Annotated in this window: 10 protein-coding genes and 1 tRNA gene; 9 read left to right on the forward strand and 2 right to left on the reverse strand. The window is 65.5% G+C overall.

Translation table 11 applies throughout. The features are described 5' to 3' along the window. The first annotated feature begins 14 nt into the window (after window positions 1-14). The 9 genes from hflX to MG068_RS07560 all read left to right on the forward strand — a co-directional run bounded on the left by hflX (window position 15) and on the right by MG068_RS07560 (window position 9,639). The gene (gene hflX / locus MG068_RS07520) at window positions 15-1,325 is read left to right on the forward strand and encodes a ribosome rescue GTPase HflX (RefSeq protein ID WP_032128411.1); all 1,311 of its coding nucleotides are present in this window, start codon (window positions 15-17) and stop codon (window positions 1,323-1,325) included. Between the two features lie 122 nt (window positions 1,326-1,447). Further along, on the forward strand, window positions 1,448-1,942 hold the full coding sequence (locus MG068_RS07525) for a CinA family protein (protein ID WP_010484249.1): 495 nt from the start codon (window positions 1,448-1,450) through the stop codon (window positions 1,940-1,942). Window positions 1,943-1,976: 34 nt separating this feature from the next. Beyond that, on the forward strand, window positions 1,977-3,659 hold the full coding sequence (ubiB, locus tag MG068_RS07530; protein WP_132811120.1) for a 2-polyprenylphenol 6-hydroxylase: 1,683 nt from the start codon (window positions 1,977-1,979) through the stop codon (window positions 3,657-3,659). 220 nt (window positions 3,660-3,879) lie between these two features. Then, a complete protein-coding gene (gene lexA, locus MG068_RS07535; protein WP_005412936.1) occupies window positions 3,880-4,515 on the forward strand; it encodes a transcriptional repressor LexA in 636 nt (211 codons plus the stop codon). Window positions 4,516-4,719: 204 nt separating this feature from the next. Beyond that, window positions 4,720-5,757 carry a recombinase RecA gene (recA, locus tag MG068_RS07540; RefSeq protein WP_005412937.1) on the forward strand — a complete coding sequence of 346 codons (1,038 nt, stop codon included), beginning with the start codon at window positions 4,720-4,722 and terminating at the stop codon, window positions 5,755-5,757. Window positions 5,758-5,867: 110 nt separating this feature from the next. After that, on the forward strand, window positions 5,868-6,359 hold the full coding sequence (recX, locus tag MG068_RS07545) for a recombination regulator RecX (protein ID WP_005409024.1): 492 nt from the start codon (window positions 5,868-5,870) through the stop codon (window positions 6,357-6,359). Between the two features lie 109 nt (window positions 6,360-6,468). Next, window positions 6,469-9,117 carry an alanine--tRNA ligase gene (gene alaS / locus MG068_RS07550; protein ID WP_107432328.1) on the forward strand — a complete coding sequence of 883 codons (2,649 nt, stop codon included), beginning with the start codon at window positions 6,469-6,471 and terminating at the stop codon, window positions 9,115-9,117. A gap of 147 nt (window positions 9,118-9,264) precedes the next feature. Next, window positions 9,265-9,468, forward strand: coding sequence for a carbon storage regulator CsrA (csrA, locus tag MG068_RS07555; protein WP_004152909.1), 204 nt, complete (start codon window positions 9,265-9,267; stop codon window positions 9,466-9,468). Window positions 9,469-9,546: 78 nt separating this feature from the next. After that, window positions 9,547-9,639, forward strand: a tRNA-Ser gene (locus tag MG068_RS07560). Window positions 9,640-9,723: 84 nt separating this feature from the next. On the opposite strand, the gene MG068_RS07565 is transcribed toward MG068_RS07560, so the two are convergent. Together MG068_RS07565 and MG068_RS07570 are read right to left on the reverse strand one after the other, a co-directional pair. Continuing rightward, window positions 9,724-10,185, reverse strand: a complete 462-nt coding sequence (locus MG068_RS07565) for a DUF4189 domain-containing protein (RefSeq protein ID WP_132809787.1) — start codon at window positions 10,183-10,185, stop codon at window positions 9,724-9,726. 121 nt (window positions 10,186-10,306) lie between these two features. Next, a complete protein-coding gene (locus tag MG068_RS07570; protein WP_132809788.1) occupies window positions 10,307-12,637 on the reverse strand; it encodes a TonB-dependent receptor in 2,331 nt (776 codons plus the stop codon). Window positions 12,638-12,659: the final 22 nt, after the last annotated feature.

Consider the following 12,659-nt stretch of genomic DNA (forward strand, 5'->3'; position numbering starts at 1 on the left):
TACCGGAGCGGTGAATGTTTGACCGCTCGAAAAAGGGCGAACACGCCTTGTTGATCCAGCCCCATTTCGGCAAGCTGGAAGACGATGTGCTGGAAGAATTCGGTGATCTGGCCCGCTCGGCTGGGGCCAGCATCGCCGCGACGATCACCGCGCGCCTGGACCGTCCGAATCCGTCGACCCTGATCGGCAGCGGCAAGCTGGACGAGATCAAGGCTGCGGCCGACGCCAGCGGTGCCGACCTGATCCTGGTCAACCATGCGTTGAGCCCGGGCCAGGAGCGCAACCTGGAACGGTTCCTGGAGCGCCGGGTGATCGACCGAACCGGCCTGATCCTGGACATCTTCGCCCAGCGTGCGCACAGCCACGAAGGCAAGCTGCAGGTCGAGCTGGCGCAGCTGCGTCACCTGGCCACGCGGCTGGTGCGCGGCTGGACCCACCTGGAGCGCCAGCGCGGCGGTTCGATCGGCCTGCGCGGCCCGGGTGAAACCCAGCTGGAAACCGACCGCCGCCTGCTGCAGAAGCGGGTCGAGCAGCTGCAGAAGCGGCTGGAAAAGGTGGAAGTGCAGCGCACCCAGATGCGCCGTGCGCGCGTGCGCAGCGAGCTGCCGCGCGTGGCCCTGGTCGGCTACACCAACGCCGGCAAGTCGACCCTGTTCAATGCCATGACCGGCGCCGAGGCCTATGCCGCCGACCAGCTGTTTGCCACGCTGGACCCGACCGTGCGCCGCATCGCGGTGCCGGGCGGCAACGTGGTGCTGGCCGACACCGTCGGCTTTGTCCGCGATCTGCCGCATGACCTGGTCGCTGCCTTCCGCTCGACCCTGTCCGAGGCGCGCGAGGCCGATTTCCTGCTGCATGTGGTCGACGCCGCCGATCCGCACCGCGAGGAGCGCATCGCCCAGGTCGACGAGGTACTGACCGCGGTCGGTGCCGGTGACCTGCCGCAGTTGCTGGTGTTCAACAAGATCGACCGGATCGAGGGCGCTGACGTCCGCCACGATGGCCAGGACGGTATCCCGGATGAGTCGCGTCGCGAGCGGGTGTGGATTTCCGCGCGTGACGGGCAGGGCCTGGAGCTGCTGCAGGCGGTGCTGGGCAAGCGCCTGGGCCTGCAGCATGTCACCGGCGAACTGCGCCTGCCGCCGGATGCCGGCCGCCTGCGTGCGCGCCTGCACCAGCTGGAAGTGATCCGCAGCGAGCAGGCCGACGAAGACGGCTGGCTGCTGCAGGTCGACCTGCCGATTGCCGAAGCCGAAAAGCTGGCCGCCAGTGCCGACGGCGCGCCGATCCGGGCGCTGCTGCCGGAGAAACTGCCGGAGTGGTGAGGTAGCGGCCCATGCCCGGTAGTGCCGGCCGCTGGCCGGCAGCGTAACCGTGCCGGAGGGACGCGACATCCAGCTGTCATCTGCGGTACAACGTGCAGGTTCTTCACCCCACCGTCATGCCGATGTCCATTCCCACCGACGCTGAACTCAATGCCCAGTCCGCCGCGCTCGGGCAGCGCCTGCAGCAGGCTTCGCTGCAGCTGGTGACCGCTGAAAGCTGCAGTGGTGGCTGGATCGCCAAGTGCATGACCGATATCGCCGGTTCCTCGGCGTTCTTCGACTGCGGCATGGTGGTCTACAGCTACGAGGCCAAGCAGCGCCTGTTGGGCGTGCGTGCGCAGACCCTGGAGCAGTTCGGTGCGGTCAGCCGCGAAACCGTGCTGGAAATGGTGTCCGGCGCGCTGGTCAATTCCGGTGCCGGCATCGCGGTGGCGGTGACCGGCATCGCCGGTCCTGGTGGCGGCAGCCCGGACAAACCGGTCGGAAGCGTCTGGATTGGCTGGAAGCGCCGCGGCGGCTATGCCCGTGCCGAGCTGTTCCAGTTCGATGGCGACCGCGAAGCCATCCGCCGGCAAACCGTGGCGGCGGCATTGCGCGGTATCGACGCCCAGCTGTGACATGCTGCTCCGGTAATCGTCCGGAGCACGCATGATGTGGGAAACGCTGGGCACGGTCCGTGACCTGGGCCGACTGCAGGAAATCGCCGTCGTCCTGATCCGCTATGGCTTCGGCGATGTGGTGCGGCGCATCGGCCTGGCCAGCACGCTGGAGCGGGCAGGGCGCCTGCTGCACTGGAACGAGGAGCGGCAGGAACTGCTGCGGATGACCGCGCCGGTGCGCGTGCGCAGCGCGATGCAGGATCTCGGCCCGACCTTCGTCAAGCTCGGCCAGGTGCTGGCGACGCGCGTCGACCTGCTGCCGCCGGAATGGATCGCCGAGCTCTCTGAACTGCAGAACGCAGTACCGGCGCTGCCGTACGCGGATATCCGTGAGCAGCTCGAGGCCGATCTTGGCGCATCGCCTTCAGAAGTGTTCGCCTTCCTCGATGAAACCCCGATGGCCGCCGCTTCGCTGGCGCAGGCCCACCGCGCGCGCCTGCATGACGGTCGCGAGGTGGTGCTGAAGGTGCGTCGCCCCGGCATCCGCGATGTGGTCGAGGCCGACCTGCGGCTGCTGGCCCGCCTGGCCGAAATCGTTGAAGCCCGGCTTCCGGACCTGCGTCGTTACCGCCCGGCCGAGGTGGTGCAGCAGTTCACCGTGTCGCTGCGTCGCGAGCTGGATTTTGCCGCCGAATGCCGCAATGCCGAGCGCATCGCGCGCAACTTCAAAGGCCGAGACGATATCCTGATTCCCCGCGTGCACTGGCAGTGGACCTGCGAAAGCCTGAACGTGCAGGACTTCGTCGACGGCATTCCAGGGCGTGATCTGGCTGGCGTTGATGCGGCAGGACTGGACCGGCGCGAACTGGCGCGACGCGGTGCGGACATCGTGCTGAAGATGGTGCTGGAGGACGGCAGCTTCCACGCTGATCCGCACCCGGGCAACATCATCTACCTGCGTGACGGCCGCATCGGTGTGATCGATTTCGGCATGGTCGGTGCGCTGTCCGAAGTGCGTCGTTTCCAGGTCGCGCAGCTGCTGCACGGGCTGGTCGAGCAGGACCCGCAGGGTGTGGCCGACGTGCTGCTGGACTGGGCCGGCGGCGTGGAAGTGGACGAGAACCGGCTGCAGCACGACATCAGCCAGTTCGTCGACCAGTACCGTGGCGTGCCGCTGAAGGACCTGCGCATCGGTCTGATGCTGGGCGACATCACCCAGCTGCTGCGCAGCTACAGCCTGACCCTGCCGGCCGACCTGGCGCTGATGATCAAGGCGTTCCTGACCCTGGAAGGCATGGGGCGGCAGCTGGACCCTGATTTCGACATGGCCAGTGCCGCGCGCCCGTTCCTGGAACGGGTGGTGCTGCAGCGCTATGCGCCCAGGGCCCTGCTCAAGCGCGGCCGCCGCAGCCTGCTGGGCCTGGTCGACTTCGCCGGCGAACTGCCACGCGACCTGCGCAAGCTGGTCCAGGCAGCCCGCCGTGGGCGCCTGCAGCTGAAGGTGGAAACCAGCGCGCTGCAGGGCTTCGGCGAGCAGGTGAACCGCGCCGCGAACCGGCTGGTGATGGGCATCGTCACCGCTGCATTGATCATCGGCTCGTCGATCGTGATGCACAGCGTTGGTGGCGTTTCCAGCCGCTGGCTGCTGGCGCTGGGCGTGTGCGGTTTCATCGGCGCCGGCTTCTGCGGCGTGTGGATCCTGTTTTCGATATGGAGAAGCGGTAAACACACATAAGTGTGTTTACCGCAGCGGTTCTCCCCGGGAACCGCGGAATCGCGCAGCGATTCCTGTAGAGCCGACCGCTGGTCGGCTGCTTTTGCTCTCGCCTTTGCTTCTGCCTCTGCCAGCCGGGCCGAGCCGGCGCGGATTGCCGAGCTCGGCTCGGCACTACAGCTGTCGCCGTGTCGCCCCCCGCCACTTGCAGTCCCGCTCATTAGTAGTAATACTACTAACCATGGACCTGACCGACACCCAGCAGGCGATCCTGCAGTTGATCGCCGAGCGTATCGAGAGCGAAGGCGCGCCGCCCTCGCAGACTGAAATCGCACGTGCGTTCGGCTTCAAGGGCGTGCGCGCGGCCCAGTACCACCTGGAAGCCCTGGAGCAGGCCGGTGCGATCCGTCGCATCCCGGGTCAGGCCCGCGGCATCCGCCTGGTACAGGCACCGCCGGTCGAGAAGCTGGCCGAGCCGGGCCTCCCCGACAGTGTGCTGCGCCTGCCGGTGCTCGGCCGGGTTGCGGCGGGCCTGCCAATCGGCGCCGATATCGGCTCGGACGATTTCGTGGTGCTGGACCGGGTGTTCTTCTCGCCCGCGCCGGACTACCTGCTGAAGGTGCAGGGCGATTCGATGATCGACGAGGGCATCTTCGACGGTGACCTGATCGGCGTGCATCGCACCCGCGACGCCCATTCCGGGCAGATCGTGGTGGCCCGCATCGATGACGAGATCACGGTCAAGCTGCTGAAGATCGCCAAGGATCGCATCCGCCTGCTGCCGCGCAATCCCGATTACAAGCCGATCGAGGTACTGCCGGATCAGGACTTCGCTATCGAGGGCCTCTATTGCGGCCTGCTGCGGCCCAACCGTTGACCCGTTCCATAGCGCATTACCCCGCGGTCTTTTGTGGCGATTCTCTGGTTCCACTGAGGTTGGTACGGATGTCCGATAATTCTTTTCAGAGCGCCGGGCAGAATCTCAGCCTGTGCGATACGTCCGACTTAAAGTGAACCCATGGCAAAGAAGACCCCCAAAGACAGCACCTCCAACGACACGACCTCTGCAAGGACCAATCCGATGGACGAGAACAAGAAGCGCGCCCTCGCTGCAGCTCTGGGCCAGATCGAAAAGCAGTTCGGCAAGGGCTCGGTGATGCGCATGGGTGACCGCGTGGTCGAGCCCGTCGAAGCCATCCCGACCGGTTCGCTGATGCTCGACATCGCGCTGGGCATTGGTGGTCTGCCGAAGGGCCGTGTCGTTGAGATCTACGGGCCGGAATCCTCGGGCAAGACCACCTTGACCCTGCAGGCCATCGCCGAATGCCAGAAGATGGGTGGTACCGCGGCCTTCATCGACGCCGAGCACGCGCTGGACCCGATCTACGCCGCCAAGCTGGGCGTGAACGTGGACGACCTGCTGCTGTCGCAGCCGGATACCGGTGAGCAGGCGCTGGAAATCGCCGACATGCTGGTCCGTTCGGGTTCGGTCGACATCCTGGTGATCGACTCGGTTGCCGCGCTGACCCCGAAGGCCGAAATCGAAGGCGAGATGGGCGACCAGCTGCCAGGCCTGCAGGCGCGCCTGATGAGCCAGGCGCTGCGCAAGCTGACCGGCAACATCAAGCGCTCCAACACCCTGGTGATCTTCATCAACCAGCTGCGCATGAAGATCGGCGTGATGATGCCGGGCCAGAGCCCGGAAACCACCACGGGTGGCAACGCGCTGAAGTTCTACGCCTCGGTCCGCCTGGACATCCGCCGTATCGGCGCGATCAAGAAGGGTGACGAGATCATCGGTAACCAGACCAAGATCAAGGTCGTCAAGAACAAGCTGGCACCTCCGTTCAAGCAGGTCATCACCGAGATCCTGTATGGCGAAGGCATCAGCCGTGAAGGCGAGCTGATCGACATGGGTGTGGATGCCAAGCTGGTCGAGAAGGCTGGCGCCTGGTACAGCTACGGTGAAGAACGCATTGGCCAGGGCAAGGACAACGCCCGCGGCTACCTGCGCGACAACCCGACTGTCGCCGCCAAGCTCGAGGCCGAGCTGCGCGAGAAATTCCAGCCGGCCGAAGCGGCCCGCGAGGAAGGCGACGACGAAGGCGAAGACGAATAAGGCTTGCTGTGGGGCAGGGTGGCGCCGTCAGTGACGTCGCCCTGTCCCGCAGGTTCGAATCGCCCAGGGATGGGCTGGGCGCCACGGATGGCGCCACCCTTGGAGTACCCATGTCCGACGCCGAAGACATTCCGACCGGCCGCAAGCGCCGGCCGCGTGAGCAGACCCCCGTGCAACGGGCGCTGGGCCTGCTGGTCCGCCGCGAGCACTCGCGCAAGGAACTCACCCGCAAGCTGACCGCCCGTGGCATCGAAGACGAAGCCGCGCAGGCCGCTGTCGCCAAGTTGACCGAGGCCGGCTGGCAGGACGACACCCGTTTTGCCGAGAACCTGGTGAGGATGCGCGCCAACACCGGTTATGGGCCGATCCATGTCCGCGCCGAGCTGGGGACCCACGGCCTGGACAGTGCCGCGATTGCCGCAGCGATGGACAGCTACGAAGGCGACTGGCAGGAAAACGCCCGTGATCTGGTCCGCCGACGCTTTGGCGAGGCCGGCCCGCAGGACCTGACGCAGCGGCGCAAGGCCGCCGATCTGCTGGCCCGACGGGGCTTCGACGGCGACAGCATCCGCCGCGCAACCCGCTACGACCCGGATGACTGAGACTGGCGGCGCCGGGCCTGATACCCTTTAGGTTTTCGGCGGTCCCTCGCGACCCTGGCCAACGCGGCCGGTGGTCCGGGTCCGCCGGCCCGCAGACTGCCAGCCCCCAATGAACGCATCCGCCAAATTCACGACTTCCCAGATCCGCAGCGACTTCCTTGAATTCTTCAAGGGCAAAGGCCACACCATCGTGCCGTCGGCGCCGCTGGTGCCGGGCAATGATCCGACCCTGCTGTTCACCAACTCCGGCATGGTGCAGTTCAAGGACGTGTTCCTTGGCGCGGAGAAGCGCAGCTACGTGCGCGCGGCCGACGTGCAGCGCTGCCTGCGCGCCGGCGGCAAGCACAACGACCTTGACCAGGTCGGCTACACCGCACGCCACCACACCTTCTTCGAAATGCTGGGCAACTGGTCGTTCGGCGACTACTTCAAGAAGGACGCGATCGCCTGGGCTTGGGAGCTGCTGACCCAGGTCTGGAAGCTGCCGGCCGAGCGCCTGCTGGTCACCGTCTACCAGACCGACGACGAGGCCTACGCGCTGTGGCGCGACATGGTTGGCGTGCCGGAAGAGCGCATCGTGCGCATCGGCGACAACAAGGGCGCACCGTTCGCCTCGGACAACTTCTGGCAGATGGCCGACACCGGCCCGTGCGGCCCGTGCACCGAGATCTTCTACGACCACGGTGACCATATCGCCGGCGGCCCCCCGGGCTCCCCGGATGAGGACGGCGACCGCTTCATCGAAATCTGGAACCTGGTGTTCATGCAGTTCGACCGCCAGCCGGATGGCACCCTGGTGCCGCTGCCGGCACCGTGCGTGGATACCGGCATGGGCCTGGAGCGCCTGGCGGCGATTCTGCAGCACGTGCACACCAACTATGAGATCGACCTGTTCCAGGCGCTGATCCGCAAGGCGTCCGAACTGACCGGTACCGCCGATCTGGAGAACAAGTCGCTGCGGGTGATCGCCGATCACATCCGTGCCTGCTCGTTCCTGATCGTCGACGGCGTGCTGCCGTCCAACGAAGGCCGCGGCTACGTGCTGCGCCGTATCATCCGCCGCGCCCTGCGCCACGGCTGGATGCTGGGTGTGCGCCAGCCGTTCTTCAGCAAGCTGGTGCCGACCCTGGTCGAGCAGATGGGCGAGGCCTATCCGGAACTGCCGGCGGCGGTGGATACCGTCACCCGTGCGCTGCAGGCCGAGGAAGAGCGTTTCGCTGAAACCCTCGATGCCGGCATGAAGATCTTCGAGGACGTCGCGGGCAAGGCCAGCAATGGTGTGATCCCGGGTGTTGACGCGTTCCGCCTGTACGACACCTATGGCTTCCCGCTCGACCTGACCCAGGACATCGCCCGCGAGCGCGACCTGACCGTCGACATCGCCGGCTTCGATGCGGCGATGGAGCAGCAGCGAGAAACCGCGCGCGCGGCCGGCAAGTTCGGCGGTGGCGTGACCCTGCCTGCCGAGCTGGTGGCGACCCTCAGCCCGACCGTGTTTCTGGGGTATGACCGCCTGCAGGCCGACGGCCTGACCGTGCTGGCCCTGCTCAAGGACGGTCGTCCGGTGCAGTCGGCCGATGCCGGTGATGCGGTCATCGTGATCACCAACCAGACCCCGTTCTACGCCGAGTCCGGCGGCCAGGTCGGCGACACCGGCGTGCTCACCGGCAACGGCGTGCGCCTGGCGGTGGAGGACACCCAGAAGTTCGCCGGCCAGTTCCATGGCCACGTCGGCACCCTGTCCGAAGGCGGCCTGAAGGTCGGTGATGTGCTGTCCGGCCAGGTCGATGGCGAGCGCCGTGGCGCCACCATCCTCAACCACTCCGCCACCCACCTGCTGCACGCCGCCCTGCGCGAAGTGCTCGGCACCCACGTGCAGCAGAAGGGCTCGCTGGTGGCGCCGGATCGCCTGCGCTTCGACTTCTCGCACTTCCAGCCGATCAGCGCGGAAGAGCTGGCCGTGATCGAGCGCAAGGTCAACCAGCAGGTGCGTGCCAACAACGCTGCCGAAGTGCACACCATGGCCATGCAGGAAGCGCTGGACTTCGGCGCGATGGCCCTGTTCGGCGAGAAGTACGGCGAACACGTGCGCGTGCTGAAGATGGGTGACTACTCCACCGAGCTGTGCGGCGGTACCCACGTCAACCGCACCGGCGACATCGGCTTGTTCAAGATCACCTCCGAGGGCGGTGTCTCCGCTGGCGTGCGCCGTATCGAAGCGGTCACCGGCCAGGGCGCCCTGGACTACGTGGACGCCGAAGAGGCTCGCCTGGCCGAAGCCGCCGACCTGCTCGGTGGCAGCGCTGCCGACGTGGTCGAGAAGATCCGTGCCCTCGGCCAGCGCCAGAAGCAGCTGGAGCGCGAACTGGAAGCCGTGAAGGCCAAGGTTGCCGCCGGTGCTACCGCCGACCTGTCCGGCCAGGCGGTCGAGGTTGCCGGTGTGAAGGTGCTGGCCGCCCGTCTGGAGGGCTTCGATGCCAAGGCCCTGCGTGACGCCATGGACCGCCTGAAGCAGCAGCTGGGCGATGCGGTGGTCGTGCTGGCTGGCGCCCAGGACGGCAAGGCCGCCCTGGTCGCGGGTGTGAACGGCAGCGCAATGGGCAAGGTCAAGGCCGGGGAACTGTTGTCCCATATCGCCGGTCAGATCGGGGGCAAGGGCGGCGGACGCCCGGACCTCGCCCAGGGTGGTGGCGAGGACGGGCCCGCCCTTGCCACTGCGCTGGCTGCAGTCGTCGAATGGGTCAGCCCCCGCCTGTGATGAACCTGGCCGTCCCCCTCCTTGTAGGAGCGGGACGGCTGACGGTACCATTGCGAATCTTTTCCCTTTGTCGTGGTAGCGCTTCTTGACGGAGCGTCAAGCCGGTGGGGGATACCCTTCCACACGGTTCCATGGAGACTTACAAAAATGTTGATCCTGACTCGCCGCGTCGGCGAAACCCTGATGATCGGAGACTCGGTGAGCGTCACCGTGCTTGGCGTCAAGGGTAACCAGGTGCGTATCGGCATCACCGCGCCGAAGGACGTCGCTGTGCATCGCGAAGAGATCTATCAGCGCATCCAGCGCGGTGACGAAGCCGGTGGCACCGGTAGCGAAAATTCTGCCGAATAACGCTTTACCTTCGCACTCGATTAACGTTATGATTCACGCCCCGCTGAGGTGCAACGCACCAGACGCGGAGAAAACCCCGGAGTGATGCCCGAGTGGCCGAAGGGGCTCCCCTGCTAAGGGAGTATAGGGTCAAAAGCTCTATCGAGGGTTCGAATCCCTCTCACTCCGCCAGATACAAAGAAGCGCCTGCAGATCCTCGATCTGCAGGCGTTTTTCTTTATCCGACACTCGAAAGTACAGCCGGCGTGGAGCTGGCTATCCTGGCTGATCGGTGCGGATGGCAGGCGTTGGCATGGGCGCGGGCGTCGCCGCTGGTGCCGGAGCGGGCGCACCGGGCAGCTGTGGCGGTTCAAGATAGCGAGTTGGGGTTTCCCGCCACAGCAAGGCAAGCGTGCAGTCGTTGGCACGTTCCCTGCACATTCTTTCGGCCTTCCGCTGCGCGGCGTCCGCGGTCTTCTCACCCAGTGCAAAGCCCAACGCAATCGTGCCGGTCGCTATGGCCGAATAGCCTTCGCTGCTGGTGCTGGCGGACTGACCGCAATTGCGCGATCGCGCTGCGCAGTAGTGCAGCGACTGCTGCATCGCAGTGGTGAGGGAAGATTGGTTCATCGAATAGCCGTAGCGGCCATCCTTGTCGTAGGTGATCGCAGACGCAGCACTTGCGCCTGATGAAACGGACAACAACAGTGCCAGTGAAACCGCATGCTTCCAGTTCATCACGCTCTCCTTCTCTGCCGATGGTGAATCAACCGGGGAGCGTGGTGCAACCACGCAGGGGGTGCGATGGACGACGCCTGCAGGGCGTCTGCCTGCAGGCGTGTACCGATGCATCCGGTTGTCAGAGCTTCACCGTCACACCCACCTGGAAGCCACGCCCGGGCAACGGTGCGATGTACTTCAACGGCGAGTTGTGCGGCCGTGCTTCTTCATTGAGCAGGTTGCTGCCGTTGACGAACACCTCCACGCCGGCGATGTAGCTGTTGCGTACCGGCAGTTCGCGGCTGACCTGCAGGTCGACCATGTTGAACGCATCCAGCGGCACCTCCTCGCTGACGTTGCGGCCGAGGTACTTCTGCGTGTCGTAGTAGGTGCTGGACAGCTGCGCCTTCCAGCCCTCGCGCTGCCATTGCAGGTTGGCACCGTAGCGGTTGGTCGGCATGTTCGGCAGGTACTCGCCGTCATTGTGGGCACGCAGCGAATCGGGGCGGTCGGCCTTGTTCTTCACCAGGTCGGCGAAGGCGGACACATTCAACGTGCCGAAGCGGCCCAGGTCCAATGCCTGCGAAGCATCGATCTCGAAGCCCTTCACCGTGGTGTCGGTCTGCTTCCAGTACTTCAGTGGCAGGCGGTTGGCGGTCTGCAGGCCGGAGTAGCCGAGGTAGAGATAATTCTCGTACTTCATCCGGTACGCGGTGGCGGACAGCTCGAAACCACCGAGGTGGAACAGGCCGGTCAGTTCCAGGTTTTTCGCGCGCTCCGGTTCGAGGTTCTGGTTGCCTTCTTCCTGGGTCATCACCGAATAGTGAGCATTGCTCGCATACAGCTCGTTGATCTCCGGTGCGCGCTGCGAGGACGAGTAGCGCACCTTGGCCGCGAACAACGGACCGAGCTCGACATACGATCCCAGGCTGTAGCTGTTGAGCCGGTAGTCGCGGTCCTGCAGTTTGGTGTTGGCGGCATTGCGCGCGGTCTTGAAGCGGCTTGGTTGCAGGTCATGGTCAACGCGCTCGTGGCGCACGCCAGCGTCGAAACTGGCCCAGCCGAAGTCGAGCGTTTCCTTCAGAAACACCGCATTGCTGCGGGTGTCCACGTCCGGCAGGTAGCGCTGAGAACCACTGCCGGTGACATCACGCGACTGATGGCTGAAACCGAGCAGGCCACTGAGCCGGCCGATGCGTTGATGGCTGAGCAGCAGCTCGGCCTGGGTGCTCTCGAAATCGTAGTCGTTGGCCTTGGTGGCGCCCAGCCGCTCGCCTGAGGTGTTGTCCAGCTTGGAAACGCGGAGTTCCGCGCGCTCGAACCACGGTAGTGGATCACGCAGCAGGGCTTCCAGCGCGTAGCGCTGTTGCTTGATCACCACGCCCACCGGCAGGCCATCGGCATAGTTGGAACCGAACGACAGGTTCTGCATCGAGAAGCCTGGAACGCCGTACTCGCTGTCCTTGGCATCAATGCTGACACCCACGTAGCCACGGTCGAAGAACAGGGTCGAGCCGAAGGCCACCTGACTGTTGCGCACATAGCTGTTGCCCAGCCGGTGATGGTAGTCGGGCGTCACATCGTTGTTGATCTGCTTCTGCACATACGACGGCGTGCCGGGCACGTAGGCCGGGTTGACCGGATTGATGTAGGTGCGGCGCTGCCAGACCGACGTCGGATTGTTGGTGTAGAAGGAGAAATCACCATCGGCCCAGTCCGGGTTCTCGGTCATGAACTGGTCGATGTACGGCTGCGAGGCCTTGTTGTAGATCTGCTGGACGCGCGCCTCTTTCTGGCAGGCGTCGGCCAGTGCCGAATTGACGCCCCCGCCGGCCGGGAACAACCCGGTGTTGCAGACGCTGGCCTTGCTGTTGCCGGGGATGTCGTAGTGCGAGATGCGTTGCCGCGACACCTGCAGATTGGTGGAGATGTTGCGCTGGTTGTTGAAGTTCATGCGGAAGCCCTGCGCGTCGGCCGCGTTGAAGCCCTTGCGCAGGACCAGTTCCATCGACTGATCCCTGTCTTCCATGCTGCGCGAGATCAGGCCCGAGTCGATCTCCACGCTGCCGCCGATCGCATTGCCCCCATAGCGCACGGTGTCGGAGGACTTGTTGACGGTGACGCTGCGCACGAACAGCGGATCGAACGGGATGTTGATGTCACCGCTGATCGCGTTCATGCCCAGAATCGACTGGCCGTCCTGCAGGATCTGCACGCGGTTGCCGCTGAGGCTGCGGATGACCGGAGCGCCCGCGTTTGGCCCGAAGGCGCTGCTCTGCACACCGGAGACGTGTTCGAGCAGGCCGCCGAGGGTGCGGTTCTGCGCCTGCGGATTGTCGACGGTGACCCGGCTGTCGATGCGCGAGGGCTGGGAGGCCTGGACCTGGAGGGTGGGGAGGGTGGGTTCGTCCGCGGCCTGGGCGGTGTGGACGGCGAACAGAATGGCTGCAGCAAGGAGATGGCGGCGCATGACACGATCCGTGAAGTTAATG

It is taken from the genome of Stenotrophomonas sp. ASS1, assembly GCF_004346925.1.
Lineage (GTDB): Bacteria > Pseudomonadota > Gammaproteobacteria > Xanthomonadales > Xanthomonadaceae > Stenotrophomonas > Stenotrophomonas maltophilia_A.

Excerpts from the sequence above, each read along its gene's own strand:
- MG068_RS07570 (WP_132809788.1), bottom strand. The coding sequence starts at position 12,637 with ATGCGCCGCCATCTCCTTGCTGCAGCCATTCTGTTCGCCGTCCACACC.
- recA (WP_005412937.1), top strand. The coding sequence starts at position 4,720 with ATGGACGAGAACAAGAAGCGCGCCCTCGCTGCAGCTCTGGGCCAGATC.
- MG068_RS07525 (WP_010484249.1), top strand. The coding sequence starts at position 1,448 with ATGTCCATTCCCACCGACGCTGAACTCAATGCCCAGTCCGCCGCGCTC.
- alaS (WP_107432328.1), top strand. The coding sequence starts at position 6,469 with ATGAACGCATCCGCCAAATTCACGACTTCCCAGATCCGCAGCGACTTC.
- lexA (WP_005412936.1), top strand. The coding sequence starts at position 3,880 with ATGGACCTGACCGACACCCAGCAGGCGATCCTGCAGTTGATCGCCGAG.
- hflX (WP_032128411.1), top strand. The coding sequence starts at position 15 with ATGTTTGACCGCTCGAAAAAGGGCGAACACGCCTTGTTGATCCAGCCC.
- csrA (WP_004152909.1), top strand. The coding sequence starts at position 9,265 with ATGTTGATCCTGACTCGCCGCGTCGGCGAAACCCTGATGATCGGAGAC.
- recX (WP_005409024.1), top strand. The coding sequence starts at position 5,868 with ATGTCCGACGCCGAAGACATTCCGACCGGCCGCAAGCGCCGGCCGCGT.
- ubiB (WP_132811120.1), top strand. The coding sequence starts at position 1,977 with ATGTGGGAAACGCTGGGCACGGTCCGTGACCTGGGCCGACTGCAGGAA.
- MG068_RS07565 (WP_132809787.1), bottom strand. The coding sequence starts at position 10,185 with ATGAACTGGAAGCATGCGGTTTCACTGGCACTGTTGTTGTCCGTTTCA.